Raw genomic sequence first — 15,432 nt, 5'->3', positions numbered from 1 at the left:
CGCAATCCTGCCCACCTTGGTTCCAGTAAATTATTGAGTGAGCATCTGGACCATTAAAACCAACTAATTGAATCAATGTTTTATACCTCCAGTCATTCTAACAACAGGTCTAATAAATCTTCGTTCTCTTTTTGCGCCAACAGGCTCCGAATTTTTTCGTCGGGCATTTTCACGGGAAAAGTCATCTTTTCAATTCTGCTGCTTATTCTTCCTTGCGGATACTTTTCATCCAATTCATCTAACTCTAGGTTGCTTGTAAAAATGGTTACTTTTTTATGCTGTAACCGATAATCTAGGATTCTGGTGAATGTTTCCTCTACCCAATCAGAAACCTTTTCAACACCTATGTCATCAAGGATCAGAACATCCACACCTTTGACAGCATCGATAATATCTGACGATGAGACAGGAGACTCTTCACCGAATGTCCTTTTGATCTCTGCTAAAAGATCTGCAGCTGGTGAGTAATAAATAGACAATGGGTTCTCTTTTGTATCATGGACTTGCAGTAAAGCGTTCATAATACTTGCGGCCAGCCTTGTTTTCCCGCTGCCTTTCGTCTTGCTAAACAGGTATAACCCTTTTCCCTGCTCAACCATGAGGGGGAATTTCTTAACGTAATTGCCCGCTATCCTTTTGGCAGTAATAGCACGTTCTTTTGACTCTTGTTTGGTATAAAGGTTGATATCAAACGAGTTAATGGTGGTCTGTTTAAATTCATCAGGGATCCTAGCTCCGCGTAACTTTCTTTCGAGCGCCTTTATTTCTTTGCACCGGCATTCACGCATGAATTCTCTGTTTTCTTTATTGTCCTTAATCCAAATCAAGCCTGTGCCGTCACATTCCCTGTAAGGACAGTCATCAGAAATCGAAGTTAACGTCTCCACCTTTGGCAAGCCCTTTTTGTCTAGCGAGTTCTTGGAGTCTCTGAGTCTCTTTGCTAGTGCTGGATTCGTTTTCTCCAACTGCCGTAGGATATCGTTCATTCCCTTCATGGTCTTTCCACCCGCTTTGCCTATTTTTCAACTTAATGAGCCCGCGCCTGGCTTCGGGTTCTTTGACATTTCTTAAGATACCTAGCGTGTAAGATTCGCGCTTGTCATCATGGTCTTCAATGTGTTTCCAGAGCGCGTAATTAATTTGATTAGCAGAATATTTTTGAATCTTATCGATAAACTTAACTAAGATGTTTGCAGATATTGTGCATGTTTGCCGGGATAACCGAATAGAATCAAAATATAAGACAAGTATTCTATGATTGACCCCTTGTGGGAGAGCGTTGGTTCGCGAAGCGAAATCAACAAAGGTTTCAATGTCCTGGGCAGAAACCAAATTGAGAGATTTCAAATTCGCTTCGGCAATATATTCTTTTAATGTTTTATTGATGTTTATAATGCTGTTTATATATGCTGTTAAGGTATGGTTTTGCCGTTGGTTTTCCTGTTGGTTACTCCGTTGGTTATCTTCTTTTTTCAATACAACTCCACTCCTTGTCCCACAAGGGATTTCAGATTCTTCCCGTTGGTTAGCTTGTTGGTTCTCTTGTTGGTTTTCCCGTTGGTTAATTTTTTTGCTGTAATTACCTAAATTTTGGTAGTCATCATAACTTAGAATAGTAATTAATAGACCCCTATTTTGGGTTAATGCTGTTGATGTAATGTAACCTGCGTCCGATAATCTTTTGATCGACCCTCTGATCATTCCACGGGTCCATCCAGTTTCTTCTGATAGTTTTAATGCCGATATGATTAGCTGCCCTCTATCACATTTTTTGCTAGATTGATAATTAGCAGCGTCTACAAAGTGTTGATAGAGCATTTTATCTATCAGGTTTTTGAAATTTAATCGGGGCTGGACGACAAACCCCGATGTATGTAATGGATTATCCACCCCGACCACTCCTTAAGGTACGTAAACTAGCTTCCCTGTGATTTCTTGGACCTCTCGTTTAAACAATTCCTCATCGCTGTTTGAGTCGCTCAGATGCAGCAACCATATCTCCTGGACCTTTGTTAGATCATTAGCTTTTAGAAATTCCTTAACGTTTTCAAGACTAAAATGAGACCGTTCTAGACGTTGTTTCATCACGCGAGGGACTCTACCTTTTACAATGTTTTCAATAAGGATTTCGCGCGAATAATTACACTCCACCATAATATGTGTGAGCCCGGGGAATCGATATTTGATGTAATACGTATCTGTGGCGAATAACAGCTTCTCTCCGGTTTGATTGGCGAGAAGGAACCCTAAGGGCTCGCTTACATCATGCTGTACATCAAAAGGCATTATGGCCCACGTGCCTAGAGTAAATTGTTTTCCAGCCTCCACTGGCTTAATGCGATGATGATCTACTCGAATCGCTTCTGCAGTACCAGCTGACGTATAAACGTCAATTCCCGCCTTTAATACCTGCTTGATACTTTTACTGTGGTCTCCGTGCTCATGTGTTACAAGACACCCAGCAACCTCAGACATCCGAAAATTAAAGCCTTTCTGTATCTCCCGATAATTTATCCCGCATTCAAGGAGAAGGGGCGTATGACCATCTGTAACACGGTAGCAGTTCCCCTTCGAGCTTGATGCGAGGGCTGTAATTTCAATCATTACCAACCTGGCCCATTTGGTACGGTATTAAATAAAGCCTCTTGCTTAGCTTCTTCATTTTGCGTCTGCTGAGTTGTATGCTTTCCCTGTGGAGCCTCAATAATTTCAGGTTGCTTTTTTAAAGGTTGACTTCTTTTAATATCGATTACCTCTTGATTAGCCTTTTGTTCAATTTCCTTTTGTGCAGCATACTCTTGATTGATTTCTTTACGCTCGTTATCATACTCATTTTCGGTAGATCGATTAATGGCTTCGACTAATAGATCACTATCGTCTGATGTGTTGATATACGCTTTAGCAGCACGATTGATAACTGTACGCTTTGCCATTTCTTGCGGGAACTTCTTGTGAACCGCTTGACTTGTTTTTGACTGTCCCCAAGCTGCTTCAATTTCCTTTCGTGTCATAACTGAAAGAATTTCTTCGTCATTACTTGTTTTTACGACTGCATAGGCACCTAAAATTTCCTTATCCCTGTTTAGGAAACTTGTTTCATGCTTTAACAATTTTTCGCGACCACCGTCGATTTCGTAATCGAATACGTCATCTTGATAAATTACGTTTGCCCAAATATCTTTTACATTGCTAAGTCGCTTCAGAACGGCCTGTGTGCCAAAATATGACCTATTTAATTGCAATTGGTTTCCGTAAACAATGAAGTAACATTGTGTCTTAGCTGGGCTTAGACCTTGTGTAACCATGTCCAATAAAGCGTTTGCGATTGATTCCCGAGTACAAACTTCTAATGCAGGTTTACTGTTTCGATCTTTAACTTCTTGTAATTTGAAAAACGCACTCTTTAACGCGTTACTAGCATTGTAATTAGGGGGCAGGACTAACCCATCGTCCTGCAACCTTGTTAGACTCTTGTTTACATCATCCGTAATATCCTTTTGAATGATTGCGACTTGGTTTTGGTTACTCAATTAAGCCACTTCACTTTCGTTGGTAGAATGGTTTTCAATGCGTAATTGCTTGTCTATTTCCGAAACAACCAACCGGACAGTCTGGGCGTTAGTGGTGATTAATTTAGTGACTGCCTCACTGTTATCGATGAAGATAGGAGCGATAAAACCATAATGCTCAGAAAGTGTGTTTATGATATCGAGACCGACATTGATCTTTGCGGCATTATTAAGTCCCGAAGAGTACGGCACACCTTGGAATGTTGTTTCACATACTTCCGTAAGGCCACCGTTAATCTGTGTCTCGAACAATTTGAATCGTGCATGTTTGAATTTAGAGTTGATTTTCGCCTCGAGTAAATTTACTTTTGTCCGAATAAACTCTTCAGTTAGGTAAAGTTCATGTTCGAGTTTTTCGAACTCAGAAGCGAGAGCTCTTTCTTGCTTTGAAAGTTCTTCAATTCGCATATTCGATTGATCCACCAGGAGGAATTTACCGACTTCACTCTGTAGCTGATCTCGCTTTGACCTGGAATTAAGTATTTCGGCTTGAATATCTTGGACTGCACTTTCAGACATTTCACGAAGCTGTTTTATTTCAGTCTCGATGCGTTGTTTTTCTTGAAGCTTGGCGACATATTGTGAATTGTCGAGAATATCCGATACTAAGCTTTCCTGCTGGGTCAATTCCGAACTAAACTTTGCAAGTGCTTCCTGCTTTTCAGCGATTTGTCCATTCAACTTCTCATACTCTTTAGCCAGCTTTTCGTTATCATGAAGGAATCCTTCCTTGCGCTCTTTACCTTGTTTTCCTTTTAAATTGATTTCCTCAATCCTTTTTGCTTTAGAAAGATTAAAGTGAGCTAAGGCTTTTTCTCTTGCAGCAGTCAGTTGTTCTTCAGGCAGGGCCTGTCCGCACGCCGGGCACTCGCAAGCATCTGTGTGAGAAAACTGTTTAGAGTCTACCTCATGCCACTCTGTACGCAATTGCTGAAGATTCTCTTCAATCCTCTTGATATTTTCATCGTTATACCGCTTGCTATTTTTAACGTTTTCTAACTTAGAATTTAGGATTGATATATTGGACTGCTCTTCCTGAATACGAGCCTTCAATTGATAGACTTGGTCCTTAGAATCAGAATCATGATCACGCTTAATTTGAATCAATTGAATCTCGATTTCTTGAATAGCTTTTTGTTTATCAGAAACCGCTTTACCATTTCGAATGCTACTGATCTGAGCCAGCATATCGTCGATTTCATGATTGATACGGCTAATTTCTGCCTCTAATCCGTTCTTGTCTAAATCATCCAACTTAGGCAAACTACGTAGTATTTCATCAATGCGGACAGGAATCTTATCCAGTTCCTTATTAATTTCAGATCGTCTAGCAGCGATAATTTTCCGATGGTTTTCAATTGTCCGTCCTTGCAAAATTGTAGGAAGAGCTGCTAGGGAATTATCACTTGCAATTACTTCATCGTCGGTAATATCACCACATAGTTCCAGTAACGTTTTCCGGCGATCCTGCCATTTAACTTGTTCATTAAAATATGATGGCGATGTAAGAAGTTTGAAAACATCTTCCTGGACAATTGATTTTATTAAATCTTCATACTCCTTCTTCTTCACAGGCACGCCATCGATGTAGTAAGATGTTGTATGACCAGTGAATTCATCGGTTGCAGATCCACGTTTACGAGTCCATTTTTCTGCATACACTTTTCGAAGAGTTAGCTGCCTTCCGTCAAGTAAGAATACGCCCTCTACCTCATGCTCGAGCATGTGCTTTTCTTTTCCGGAACCATCCAAAGTTTTTAATGAGAAGTCTTTCTTGTTTTGGCTGTCCTTATCAAATAAGAGCCAGATAAAACTATCGAACAATGTAGTTTTACCGGTGGCGTTATCACCAAATATGGCAGCATTTAGTCCGTTAAGGGTCATTGCAAAATATGGAATGCCTTTAAAATTTTTAATTTCCAAACTTTCTAACCTAAGTTGCTTTGACAAAGTAATTCCTCCTCTTTAATCTTCTTTATTTCATCGCGCACTTCCTGAATTGCTGGAAATACGTCCCTAAGAATTTGGTTTTGGGCATTTTTAAAACTAGCGCTATAATGGCTAGGGTTTTTAATCAAAGCCCTTTGGTGCAAAAGCATTAAAAATTCCATATGATTCACCGCAAGTTCTAACGACCGGAATTTTTCTTGCATAATCATCCTCCTTTCCGATAAAATAGGAGTAACAAAACATTTTTTAAACCTCAGACTCCTGCCGCAAACAGGAGTTTTTTTCTTTTACTAAATTTCTCCAAAACCATCGACCTCGTGACTGAATTCGATTTCTTTTATGCCACAAAATGGGCATAATGTCGGTTCTTGTCCATCTTTTACGGCAAACTCATGTTCACCCACACAAACATAGACGTCTAACACGATAAACCTCCTCTCTATTGAATTCTCAAAGACCGCGGGCATTCATTCTGCCCGTCTTAGCAAGGAAGAAACCTGGATAGGGGGGATCCACTCCCTTGCCATGACGGAAGGAACGAATCCTTGCCGCTCCATTTACCGTATGGTAGAATGGATTTATATTCTGGTTTTGGTGTTGATTCGAGCAGTTAGATTAGGTAGCCGCCTAACTAGCTGCTTTTTCATTTTTCACTAATTGCTTAGAAGCTGCCTTCAACTGAATTTCGAAAAGCGTTACCTTGCCTTTATTTTCTCGGATTATTTTGCACCACAGCTGAACTTCATTTTTTGTCATTACTGGACTTGTAAATAACCGTACTTTCATCGAATCCTCACCGCCCAATCTATTTTTATTCCCTGTGCTTTTAGCTTTTTTATCAGCTGCTCCAACTTTTCTCTTTTTGAACTACTCAACTTTTCTACTCTCCTTTAGAAAAAACGTAATGTGATTGCTTCCATAGCAAGTTTTTTATTGTAATCATCCAAATAGTCCATGTCCGAAAGATTAAACTTGTTTCTCTCGTTATATAGGTGTAAGGCTAAGTTGAGCATGAATTTCTCGGACTGAGACCAAGGTCCAGCAAGCTTTTTTAAAGAAGCGATTTTGATATTTCCATTTTCAAGGTCAAAATATTTAGTATTGAATACGTCTTGCAGTTTATAGTGATTTTGAAAAAGATGGATAACTCCTTTCCAATAGCAATCTTTTAAAAGATACGTTGGAATTTTTGCTCCCAATTTTTTTCACTCCTTTTTAATAGAAAAATTAAATGACTTGAATTGTTGGTCTAACCACTGTTGTATGTACTCAACCTACGCCGAGCAGCGACATTATGTTTTGAATGTTTTGCACAATAACTGTTGGATCAACGCCGCATAAAGCGGCAATCATCACTTCTTTCGCACATGTAGCATCAGCCCATTGCATGAAAGTTGTTACATCAAGACCTTTTTTATCTGATTCAAATTTAGATATACAACTCCGGGAACGATGCAGCTTCTCTGCCATCTGTTCTTGTGTTAATCCTGCACGCTCCCGGCATTGCTTCAATATTGCTCCAAATGCCAAGTTATTCTCCTCCCTTTCTTGTTCCAATTTGGAACTGTGCCGCAGTGGAACAGACACTGCGTTCTAGAAGTTTTAAAATTTACATATAAGAAGAAACTAAAAGATTGCTAGGAAACTTTTCTCGGTATCCAATTCTCTATGTAGCGTAAAGCAGTTAGAAGTTCTCTCTGCTTCACATCTTTGTAGCTAGCGACACCGAATCGGTCTTTAATTTCACGATGTAGTTCCCGGAATAAACTTGGTCTTTGTTCTGGATCATCACAGATTTCATAAATCTTATATGCAATCCCTTTTTGGAGCCGCCGCTGTTCACCACTGGTGAGAGTGATTTGTTCTTCGACTTTGTTATCAAGATGCGTTACAAGCTTTCGAATTTCATGCTGTTCTTCTTTGATGGCTTGTGTATCCTCAACAAGATCTGCTGTAGTTCTTAGGACTGTTACTAGTGCCTGGTCTTTCGATAAAGGGACAACGTTTTCTTTAATCATGTAATATTCATCAACTAGCTTCTCGTAAGCATCCCATGCTAGGTCAGTATTTAAGGATTTCGCATGTAGCCATGCTCCCTTTTCGGTCCAAAGATAAAGAATTGATGCAAACTTTAGGCTATCGTCAAATTGACGTGTCCCTTTGAAAGTTCTTAAATCTTCACCAGATAAAGCAAAATAATGTTTACCATGAGCATAACGGTCAAAGTTACGCTGAAAGTTACGATTGATTATTTTAGAATCCGCACCGAATGATTCGGCCAGCTGGTTTGTGGTTAAGACTCGTAGCCCACCTTGAGTAATTGGTTGTATGTGATTCATTAAATCACATCCTTAAAGTAGCTAGTGTTCTGCTCCATCCAGCGAGTGTTTTTTTCAATCCACCTCATGAGCATGTGAGTTGGTATTTTTACTCCGAATTCACGTGTTACTGGAAAATCAGCACGTCTCATAAGCTCAGCCATTGTTGTGGCACCACACCGCAATACTTTCATTGCTTCTTCCCTTGTTAGAACCAATGGCAAATCGTTTATTGTACTGATTCTTTCAACAAGGATTTCAGTAGCACGGTCAGCAATCTTTTCAGCTATTTTTTCAATAAAGGTTTCATCGTATTGCATTGTGAACATCTAGATCACCTCTTTAGGCTGTATTTGTTTTTCGCAACGTTTTGTTACCTTTTTCATCAAAAAAAAGTGTCCATTCAACTTCTAAAATACCAGCAATTTTCTTGGCTGTTCCGACACTTGGAGTTCGCTCGCCATTTTCAATCATTCCATAATACTGACGCTTTACGCCGGCTAGATCCGCAACCTTTTGATGAGTTAGCATTTTTTGTTTTCGAGCTTTCGCTAGCCAATTTCTCATCTAATCACCTCCAATTGGCAACGTTTTGTTGCATCTCTTAATTCTTATTATACGCAACAAAATGTTACTGTCAATATTATTATGCAATTTTTCGTTACTTTTTGTTTTGCAACTATTTGTTGCTGTATAATATTAGTATTCAATAGAGCTAAGGGGATAATTATAATGAGTTTTCAAAGACGATTAAGAGATTTGAGAACAGCTAGAAAGCTTACTCAACAAGATATTGCGGACAAATTAGGAATAACTAGGCAAGCGTATGGTTACTATGAGAGTGAAAAAAGTAAAAGGGAGCCAGACCTCGCCTCAACTCAAAAATTAGCAGAAATTTTTGATGTAACAACTGATTATTTGTTAGGTGGATCTAATGCTTCGACGCTAACAGATAAAGATGAAAAAGACATCGCCAAACGCATGGAAGAAATAAAAAATGATCTAACTAAAGAAGACGGTTTGTTGTTCTCCGGTGAGCCTTTGAGCGAGGAAGCTGTAGAATCCCTCATGGAAGCAATGGAACATATAGTTCGTCAAACCCAAAGGATTAATAAAAAGTACATTCCCAAAAAGCACAGAAAAAATGAAGAACAATAGGGATTTGGGGCGATTTCATGTGGATCAAAGACATTGTAAAACAATTAACCGGCACACATAAGACCAATGATCCTTTCGCGATAGCAGAATTAAGGAATATTCAAGTTATACTGTGGAATCTGCATCAGGAGATAAAAGGTTTCTATAAATACGATAAGAGAAACAAGTACATTTTTATTAACAATAATTTAGATGAGGATGAGCAAAAATTCGTTTGTGCTCATGAACTTGGGCACGCTCAACTACATCCTAGAGTTAATACTCCTTTTTTAAGAAACAATACTCTATTATCTGTTGACCGCATTGAGATTGAAGCAAACCGCTTTGCGGTGGAATTGCTTATGCCAGATGCAGTTATAAATGAATATCAAGATAGCAATCTATCAATCTATGAAATATGTGAGCAATATTCGGTACCTCGGGAATTGGCTCATGTAAAAAAATTTTAGGTATCACTGGGCATTACACCCATATATACATAAATTTATTAAGAGGGGATCAATTGAAATGACAAGAAAAGCTTTGTTAGTCTTGGTTTTAGGAATATTAAGTATTTTGCTAGCAGCGTGTGGTTCAGAAAATAAGCCTGCGAAAAAGGTAGAAGCACCAGCAACTTCTAAAGAGAATGCAGAAAAAGAAGAAGGCACTGGCCTCGAGGCATTAAAAGGAAAAGATCTTGAGTCAATGAGTGCAGAGGATTGGAAAAAAGTTAATTTATCAAAGAAACAGTTCAAAGAATTTTTAAAAAATATGACTGCTCCGGATGAGAAAACAGGAGAAATCACTATTAATAAGGCAACAATGAAAGATGATCGGATTATTGAAATTACCTTAAATAACTCTGATGGTGATAATCTTACCAATGCAATGATAGCACCAATTATGGATGCAATTGTACGTGAAGTCTATAAGCACTCTGCATATTTTAAAAAAGATGAACCAACATTAGTATTTTTCGATTTAACTGGCTTTAAAATTATGGAGAATAACAAGCCTATTGATTTTGATAGTAAAGGTGCAAGTTCTTCAGGTAAAGACCTCGGAAAGTTCAAAATCGGTGATAAAGTAGATGTCGCCGGAACTGTAATTACTATTACTGGTGCCAAATATACAGACGAAAGAAATCAATTTCAAGATCCTCAACCTGCGAAGGTGTTGACGTTTGATATAACTGTTCAAAATGCTACTCAAGAAGAATTATTTTTTGGCGCATCTGATTTCGAAGTTTACGATGCAGATGGAACAAAAATGGAATCATACCCAATTGACGATTTAACGGAAACACTACAGCCAGGTAAAAATGCCTCTGGGCGCGGTGCTTTTGGCGTGTCAGGAAAAGGACCATATGAAATTTATTATAAAGATTTTGCAACTGACACAAAGGCAATGTGGACTCTTGACCTAAAATAAATTAATTGCTTGGAATTAAATAGTGATAGTGATGTGTTCCACATGATAGCGTTATCTTTAATGGATCGAGATAATGATGGTTATTCGTGTTAACGCTAAGAAATGCCCTTTTGGGCTTTTCTTTTAAACACGGAACAGAACATACATTCCTATTGTTGTGATTCTAATGTATGGATTATTCCATATAAGTTAAAGATTTGAATGATATCAAGAAAGGAGCATTGTCGTGGCTTACTTTACACAGGTTAAAGCAAAAAATAAACAAGGGTATAAATGGGTTTGTGTTAAAGATGGACCAGCCGATCCAGTAACAGGAGAACGAAATCAAGTAGCTAGGCGAGGCGATACAAAAAAAGAAGCCGAAGCCAGGGTGGATGAGGCAATCAGAAAACTCAAAGATCACGGAATAGATGAAAAAAAGATTAAAAAGTTACCCTTTGATAAGATCGCTTGGGAATGGTTGAATACGTATAAAAGGGGAAAAGTGAAAGCAAGTACTGTGCGCGTTCGAGAGAAAGAAATTAAAATTATCCTTAAACACTATGCACATGTAAATATTGATAAAGTGACATCTCGTATGCACCAAAAAATGCTCAATGATTTAGATGATAAAGGATATGCCGTCAAAGATAAAAATGGCGATTTAATATATAAGCCGTATACCAAAACAACAATAGAAGGTGTGCATACGACAGCTGGAATGATATTCAAATATGCCATTAAGGAAAAATTGAGGAGAGACAATCCCTGCGTTGGAGCTGTAATTCCCGAAAAGAAATTAACTGTGGAGGAAATTGAGAATAATACCATAGAAGAGAAATATTTGGAGAAAGATGAGCTGTTCGAATTTCTCGATGCAACAAAACAATTTGGGCTTCATGAGGACATAGAAATATTTTATCTACTAGCTTTTTCTGGCATGCGTAGCGGTGAACTATGCGCCCTAAAATGGGCTGATATCAATTTTGAAACAAATGAAATCCGGATCACTAAGACGTTGTATAATCCGAATAACAACATGCGCCAATATGAGCTGACTCCTCCAAAGACTAAAGGATCCATCCGGACCTTTGATATCGACGATAGCATCATTGATTTGCTAAAAGTTTATAAAAAGAAGCAAGCTAAGATCAAATTGGCTAACAGAGCTAAATATTCTGATTATCATGATAAGAACTTTGTGTTCTGTCATGAAAATGGCTATCCATACATTCAGAAAAACATTATTACCAGGATGAATCGATTGCTAAAAAAGACATCTATAAAAAAACATGCTACTCCTCATATATTTAGGCACACTCATATTAGTATGCTGGCCGAAGCTGAAGTAGGTATCAATACGATTATGAAAAGAGTCGGACATGATGATATGAATACGACCCAGAAAATTTATACGCATGTCACCGATAAAATGAAAAAGAATGCTACCGAAAAGATAAAAAATCATTTCGGAAGCATTCTTAATTTCGAAAAAATGCAAGAAATGTGATTGAAATGTGATTTTTTTAAAGTCGAGGCACTATAAAAGTGCCTCGAACCAATGGTATATCAACATTCCCATCAACTTTTCTACATCATGCCGCCCATTCCACCCATTCCGCCCATATCAGGCATCATAGGAGCTTTTTCTTCTGGCTTGTCAGCAACAACTGCTTCAGTTGTTAAGAACATTGCAGCAACAGATGCTGCGTTTTGAAGTGCGGAACGAGTTACCTTAGTTGGGTCAACGATACCAGCATCGATCATGTTTACCCACTCGCCAGTAGCTGCGTTGAAGCCTGTGCCTACTGCTTCGCGCTTTAAGCGGTCAACAATGACAGATCCTTCAAGGCCAGCGTTTTGAGCGATAGTGCGAACTGGCTCTTCCATCGCACGTAATACGATGTTGATACCTGTTGCTACGTCGCCTTCAGCTTGGACTTCAGCTACTTTGCTGTATACGTTAAGAAGGGCTACACCACCACCGGATACGATACCTTCTTCAACAGCAGCGCGAGTTGCGTTTAATGCGTCTTCGATGCGAAGTTTGCGCTCTTTTAATTCAGTTTCAGTTGCAGCACCAACTTTGATCACTGCTACACCGCCAGCTAATTTCGCTAAGCGCTCTTGTAATTTTTCACGGTCGAATTCAGAAGTTGTTTCTTCTAATTGAACGCGGATTTGGTTCACACGAGCTTGAATCTCTTGAGTAGCTCCTGCACCTTCAACGATTGTTGTGTTTTCTTTTGTCACAACAACTTTAGAAGCGCGGCCTAAAGATTCAATTGTAGCTGTTTTCAATTCACGGCCAAGTTCTTCCGTGATGACTTCGCCGCCAGTTAGAGCAGCGATATCTTCAAGCATTGCTTTACGGCGGTCACCGAAGCCTGGAGCTTTAACAGCTACAGCATTGAATGTTCCGCGAAGTTTGTTCACTACTAATGTAGAAAGTGCTTCACCTTCAACATCTTCAGCAATCAACAATAATGGCTTGCTTTGTTGTACGACTTGCTCAAGAACTGGAAGGATTTCTTGAATACTAGAAATCTTCTTGTCAGTGATTAAGATATATGGATTTTCTAATACAGCTTCCATTTTATCTGTGTTAGTTACCATGTATGCAGAAGTGTAGCCGCGGTCAAATTGCATACCTTCAACTACATCTAATTCAGTTGTGAAGCCTTTTGATTCTTCGATTGTGATAACACCGTCATTGCCAACGCGCTCCATTGCTTCAGCGATTAATTGGCCAACTTCTTGATCGTCAGAAGAAATAGCTGCAACCTGTGCAATTGACTCTTTTCCTTCAATTTGTTTTGAAATTGTTTTTAATTCTTCAACAGCGGAAGCAACTGCTTTTTCAATTCCTTTACGGATACCCATTGGGTTTGCACCTGCTGTAACGTTCTTTAAGCCTTCGCGGATCATCGCTTGTGCAAGAACGGTTGCAGTTGTTGTACCGTCACCGGCAACATCGTTTGTTTTACTTGCTACTTCAGCAACAAGCTTAGCACCCATATTTTCGAATGCATCTTCTAATTCGATTTCTTTCGCGATTGTTACACCGTCATTTGTGATAAGCGGTGAACCAAATTTTTTCTCAAGAACCACGTTGCGTCCTTTAGGTCCAAGAGTAACTTTTACTGTATCTGCTAGAGTATCAACACCACGTAACATTGCGCGGCGTGCATCTTCACTAAACTTAATATCTTTAGCCATCGTACAAAAACCTCCTCATATTTTTTAATCGTTTATTTTTAAAAAAATCGCTTACTCGCCAATTACAGCAAGGATATCGTTTTCACGTAGTAGTAAATATTCTGTACCCTGGTATTTCACTTCAGTACCAGCGTATTTTGAGAAGATAATGCGGTCGCCTACAGCAACTTCAAGTGCTACGCGTTCTCCGCTTTCAAGGACGCGGCCAGTACCAACGGCAACAACTTTTCCTTCCTGAGGCTTCTCTTTCGCTGAATCCGGTAATACGATACCGCTTGCAGTTTTTTCTTCTGATTCAACAAGCTCAATGACAATGCGATCACCTAATGGTCTTAACAAATCAAACAACCTCCTCAAAAATATATGTAATTTTAACTTATTAGCACTCTCTATCCTTGAGTGCTAACACAATTATTATAATAAAGAATCTGAAAATTTTTTGCAAGTCTGAAGCATAATTTTTTTTCGTTTTTTACAACTTTAAAAGGATGTGAAATACAGAAATTTCTATACCTTAAAAAACCAATTATGATGGTGCTCAAAATTGAAACTTTCCTGTATTTATGAGTACAATAAAAAGATAATATGGAAATGACGGATGGAATCAAAGGAGATCAATAATTTGAAGAGGGAATATTGGATTATCATCATTGTCTACATCGGTATGCAGTTTTCCAGCTTAATCGGACTACCTGTATTGATGTTTAGTTTTAACTTTTTAGGAATCAGCCAAAATCTTGCTGTTCCTATTTGGCTCATTGCCAGTTTTATGCTCGCCTTACTCATTATTCTTTTTTTATTGCGAAAGGAAATAAAGGCACATAGCTTTAGCGAAAGAGGAAGTTCTTTCGGAACCTCAGTCATGTGGGCGTTTTTGGGCGTCTTTTTAGCCTATCTTGCCCAAGCTATCGCCATCATGATTGAGAATCGCTTAGGTGTCAAAACGGGTTCTGAAAACACCGAGAATATTCTTCGGATCATCGAGCTTTTCCCGTTAGCCATCATTGTAACGAGCATTATTGGACCGATTTTAGAAGAAATCGTCTTTCGAAAAATTATTTTTGGCGCCCTTCATAAACGGTTTAACTTCTTTATTTCAGCTTTGATCAGTTCAGTGATCTTTGCCTTGGCGCATCAAGACCCTGCGCATATTTTGATTTATTCAGCAATGGGCTTTGCATTTGCTTTTCTATATGTCAGAACGAATCGCATCATCGTGCCGATTTTCGCCCATGTCACGATGAACACACTTGTTGTCTTGGTTCAAACCGTTTATAAGGACGATATTGACCGGCTAAGACGTGAGGCTGAGGCGGTTCAAAACTTTATCGGAGGCTTCCTATGAGACGATCACCCTTGTTTTCCGGATTGATTTACTTCCTGTTAGGCGGATTATTTACTTACTTCGCCATCGATGATGTACAAAAAAACGGCTGGGGCTTCTTTAGCTACCTGCTTGTTTTATTAGCGACCTTTGATTTTGGCTCTGGGCTGAAAATGATACTCTTTCATTTTAAATATAAGAACCAACTGAAAAAATAACGAAAGGGGATCCATGCATTAGAGTGCAGGATCCCTTTCGCATTTTTGCTTCTTTTCGGGCAATGTAACTCGTTCCCTTTTACCGCTTTACCTCTTTTTCGACCATTTCGGGCAATGCAACTCGTTTCCTTTTACCTCTCTACCTCTTTTTCGACCATTTCGGGTAATGCAACTCGTTTCCTTTTACCGCTCTACCTCTTTTTCGACCATTTCGGGCAATGCAACTCGTTTCCTTTTACCTCTCTACCTCTTTTTCGACCATTTCGGGTAATGCAACTCGTTTCCTT

21 protein-coding genes are annotated in these 15,432 nt (G+C 39.0%); 6 read left to right on the top strand and 15 right to left on the bottom strand.

The features are described 5' to 3' along the window. Positions 1–92 precede the first annotated feature (92 nt). The 13 genes from ACFVSW_RS20035 to ACFVSW_RS19975 all read right to left on the bottom strand — a co-directional run bounded on the left by ACFVSW_RS20035 (position 93) and on the right by ACFVSW_RS19975 (position 8,404). Positions 93–887, bottom strand: a complete 795-nt coding sequence (locus tag ACFVSW_RS20035; RefSeq protein ID WP_387318376.1) for an ATP-binding protein — start codon at positions 885–887, stop codon at positions 93–95. Continuing rightward, positions 862–1,890, bottom strand: coding sequence for a hypothetical protein (locus ACFVSW_RS20030; RefSeq protein ID WP_387318375.1), 1,029 nt, complete (start codon positions 1,888–1,890; stop codon positions 862–864). The genes ACFVSW_RS20035 and ACFVSW_RS20030 overlap by 26 nt, the downstream gene beginning before the upstream one ends. A gap of 12 nt (positions 1,891–1,902) precedes the next feature. Beyond that, positions 1,903–2,604 carry an MBL fold metallo-hydrolase gene (locus ACFVSW_RS20025; RefSeq protein WP_387318374.1) on the bottom strand — a complete coding sequence of 234 codons (702 nt, stop codon included), beginning with the start codon at positions 2,602–2,604 and terminating at the stop codon, positions 1,903–1,905. Further along, entirely contained in the window at positions 2,604–3,530 is a 927-nt protein-coding gene (locus tag ACFVSW_RS20020; RefSeq protein WP_387318373.1) for a recombinase RecT, read from the bottom strand. The genes ACFVSW_RS20025 and ACFVSW_RS20020 overlap by 1 nt, the downstream gene beginning before the upstream one ends. After that, positions 3,531–5,519, bottom strand: a complete 1,989-nt coding sequence (locus ACFVSW_RS20015; RefSeq protein WP_387318372.1) for an AAA family ATPase — start codon at positions 5,517–5,519, stop codon at positions 3,531–3,533. Further along, positions 5,498–5,722 (bottom strand): hypothetical protein, encoded by a 225-nt coding sequence (locus ACFVSW_RS20010; RefSeq protein ID WP_387318371.1) that lies wholly within the window; start codon positions 5,720–5,722, stop codon positions 5,498–5,500. Before ACFVSW_RS20010 ends, ACFVSW_RS20015 begins: the two co-directional genes overlap by 22 nt. Before the next feature lie 87 nt (positions 5,723–5,809). Next, positions 5,810–5,944, bottom strand: coding sequence for a hypothetical protein (locus ACFVSW_RS20005; RefSeq protein ID WP_387318370.1), 135 nt, complete (start codon positions 5,942–5,944; stop codon positions 5,810–5,812). Positions 5,945–6,146: 202 nt separating this feature from the next. After that, positions 6,147–6,305, bottom strand: a complete 159-nt coding sequence (locus tag ACFVSW_RS20000; RefSeq protein WP_387318369.1) for a hypothetical protein — start codon at positions 6,303–6,305, stop codon at positions 6,147–6,149. Positions 6,306–6,409: 104 nt separating this feature from the next. Next, positions 6,410–6,718 carry a hypothetical protein gene (locus ACFVSW_RS19995; protein ID WP_387318368.1) on the bottom strand — a complete coding sequence of 103 codons (309 nt, stop codon included), beginning with the start codon at positions 6,716–6,718 and terminating at the stop codon, positions 6,410–6,412. 70 nt (positions 6,719–6,788) lie between these two features. Next, complete coding sequence (locus ACFVSW_RS19990; protein WP_387318367.1) at positions 6,789–7,049, bottom strand: helix-turn-helix domain-containing protein; 261 nt, start codon at positions 7,047–7,049, stop codon at positions 6,789–6,791. Positions 7,050–7,156: 107 nt separating this feature from the next. After that, entirely contained in the window at positions 7,157–7,858 is a 702-nt protein-coding gene (locus ACFVSW_RS19985) for an ORF6N domain-containing protein (protein ID WP_387318366.1), read from the bottom strand. Beyond that, positions 7,858–8,166, bottom strand: a complete 309-nt coding sequence (locus tag ACFVSW_RS19980) for a hypothetical protein (protein WP_387318365.1) — start codon at positions 8,164–8,166, stop codon at positions 7,858–7,860. Before ACFVSW_RS19980 ends, ACFVSW_RS19985 begins: the two co-directional genes overlap by 1 nt. A 13-nt stretch (positions 8,167–8,179) precedes the next feature. Next, a complete protein-coding gene (locus tag ACFVSW_RS19975) occupies positions 8,180–8,404 on the bottom strand; it encodes a helix-turn-helix transcriptional regulator (RefSeq protein WP_387318364.1) in 225 nt (74 codons plus the stop codon). Positions 8,405–8,569: 165 nt separating this feature from the next. Here ACFVSW_RS19975 and ACFVSW_RS19970 point away from each other — a divergent pair, with 165 nt between their 5' ends. From ACFVSW_RS19970 to ACFVSW_RS19955, 4 genes are all read left to right on the top strand, one after another. Then, the gene (locus ACFVSW_RS19970) at positions 8,570–8,995 is read left to right on the top strand and encodes a helix-turn-helix domain-containing protein (RefSeq protein WP_387318363.1); all 426 of its coding nucleotides are present in this window, start codon (positions 8,570–8,572) and stop codon (positions 8,993–8,995) included. 17 nt (positions 8,996–9,012) lie between these two features. Then, on the top strand, positions 9,013–9,444 hold the full coding sequence (locus ACFVSW_RS19965; RefSeq protein WP_387318362.1) for an ImmA/IrrE family metallo-endopeptidase: 432 nt from the start codon (positions 9,013–9,015) through the stop codon (positions 9,442–9,444). Between the two features lie 58 nt (positions 9,445–9,502). Then, positions 9,503–10,405, top strand: a complete 903-nt coding sequence (locus ACFVSW_RS19960) for a DUF4352 domain-containing protein (RefSeq protein ID WP_387318361.1) — start codon at positions 9,503–9,505, stop codon at positions 10,403–10,405. A 226-nt stretch (positions 10,406–10,631) separates the two neighbouring features. Beyond that, positions 10,632–11,894: a tyrosine-type recombinase/integrase gene (locus tag ACFVSW_RS19955; RefSeq protein ID WP_387318360.1), complete on the top strand. Its 1,263-nt coding sequence runs from the start codon at positions 10,632–10,634 to the stop codon at positions 11,892–11,894. Between the two features lie 80 nt (positions 11,895–11,974). On the opposite strand, the gene groL is transcribed toward ACFVSW_RS19955, so the two are convergent. Continuing rightward, positions 11,975–13,603, bottom strand: coding sequence for a chaperonin GroEL (gene groL, locus ACFVSW_RS19950; RefSeq protein ID WP_387318359.1), 1,629 nt, complete (start codon positions 13,601–13,603; stop codon positions 11,975–11,977). A 51-nt stretch (positions 13,604–13,654) separates the two neighbouring features. Then, the gene (groES, locus tag ACFVSW_RS19945) at positions 13,655–13,942 is read right to left on the bottom strand and encodes a co-chaperone GroES (protein ID WP_024027274.1); all 288 of its coding nucleotides are present in this window, start codon (positions 13,940–13,942) and stop codon (positions 13,655–13,657) included. Between the two features lie 283 nt (positions 13,943–14,225). On the opposite strand from groES, the gene ACFVSW_RS19940 reads away from it, so the two are divergent. After that, positions 14,226–14,948: a CPBP family intramembrane glutamic endopeptidase gene (locus ACFVSW_RS19940; RefSeq protein ID WP_387318358.1), complete on the top strand. Its 723-nt coding sequence runs from the start codon at positions 14,226–14,228 to the stop codon at positions 14,946–14,948. Further along, positions 14,945–15,145, top strand: coding sequence for a YdiK family protein (locus ACFVSW_RS19935; protein ID WP_387318357.1), 201 nt, complete (start codon positions 14,945–14,947; stop codon positions 15,143–15,145). Before ACFVSW_RS19940 ends, ACFVSW_RS19935 begins: the two co-directional genes overlap by 4 nt. The last annotated feature ends 287 nt before the right edge of the window (positions 15,146–15,432 follow it).

The organism is Neobacillus sp. NPDC058068 (assembly GCF_042885335.1).
Lineage (GTDB): Bacteria > Bacillota > Bacilli > Bacillales > Cytobacillaceae > Neobacillus.
Note: the sequence above shows the minus strand (reverse complement) of the source record. Positions and strands in the feature narration are given on the sequence as shown.

What these genes read in the sequence shown, in the direction of transcription:
- ACFVSW_RS19965 (WP_387318362.1), top strand. Translation starts at nt 9,013, where the DNA reads ATGTGGATCAAAGACATTGTAAAACAATTAACCGGCACACATAAGACC.
- ACFVSW_RS20000 (WP_387318369.1), bottom strand. Translation starts at nt 6,305, where the DNA reads ATGAAAGTACGGTTATTTACAAGTCCAGTAATGACAAAAAATGAAGTT.
- ACFVSW_RS20010 (WP_387318371.1), bottom strand. Translation starts at nt 5,722, where the DNA reads ATGCAAGAAAAATTCCGGTCGTTAGAACTTGCGGTGAATCATATGGAA.
- groL (WP_387318359.1), bottom strand. Translation starts at nt 13,603, where the DNA reads ATGGCTAAAGATATTAAGTTTAGTGAAGATGCACGCCGCGCAATGTTA.
- ACFVSW_RS19980 (WP_387318365.1), bottom strand. Translation starts at nt 8,166, where the DNA reads ATGTTCACAATGCAATACGATGAAACCTTTATTGAAAAAATAGCTGAA.
- ACFVSW_RS19975 (WP_387318364.1), bottom strand. Translation starts at nt 8,404, where the DNA reads ATGAGAAATTGGCTAGCGAAAGCTCGAAAACAAAAAATGCTAACTCAT.
- ACFVSW_RS19970 (WP_387318363.1), top strand. Translation starts at nt 8,570, where the DNA reads ATGAGTTTTCAAAGACGATTAAGAGATTTGAGAACAGCTAGAAAGCTT.
- ACFVSW_RS19935 (WP_387318357.1), top strand. Translation starts at nt 14,945, where the DNA reads ATGAGACGATCACCCTTGTTTTCCGGATTGATTTACTTCCTGTTAGGC.
- ACFVSW_RS19960 (WP_387318361.1), top strand. Translation starts at nt 9,503, where the DNA reads ATGACAAGAAAAGCTTTGTTAGTCTTGGTTTTAGGAATATTAAGTATT.
- ACFVSW_RS20025 (WP_387318374.1), bottom strand. Translation starts at nt 2,604, where the DNA reads ATGATTGAAATTACAGCCCTCGCATCAAGCTCGAAGGGGAACTGCTAC.
- ACFVSW_RS19985 (WP_387318366.1), bottom strand. Translation starts at nt 7,858, where the DNA reads ATGAATCACATACAACCAATTACTCAAGGTGGGCTACGAGTCTTAACC.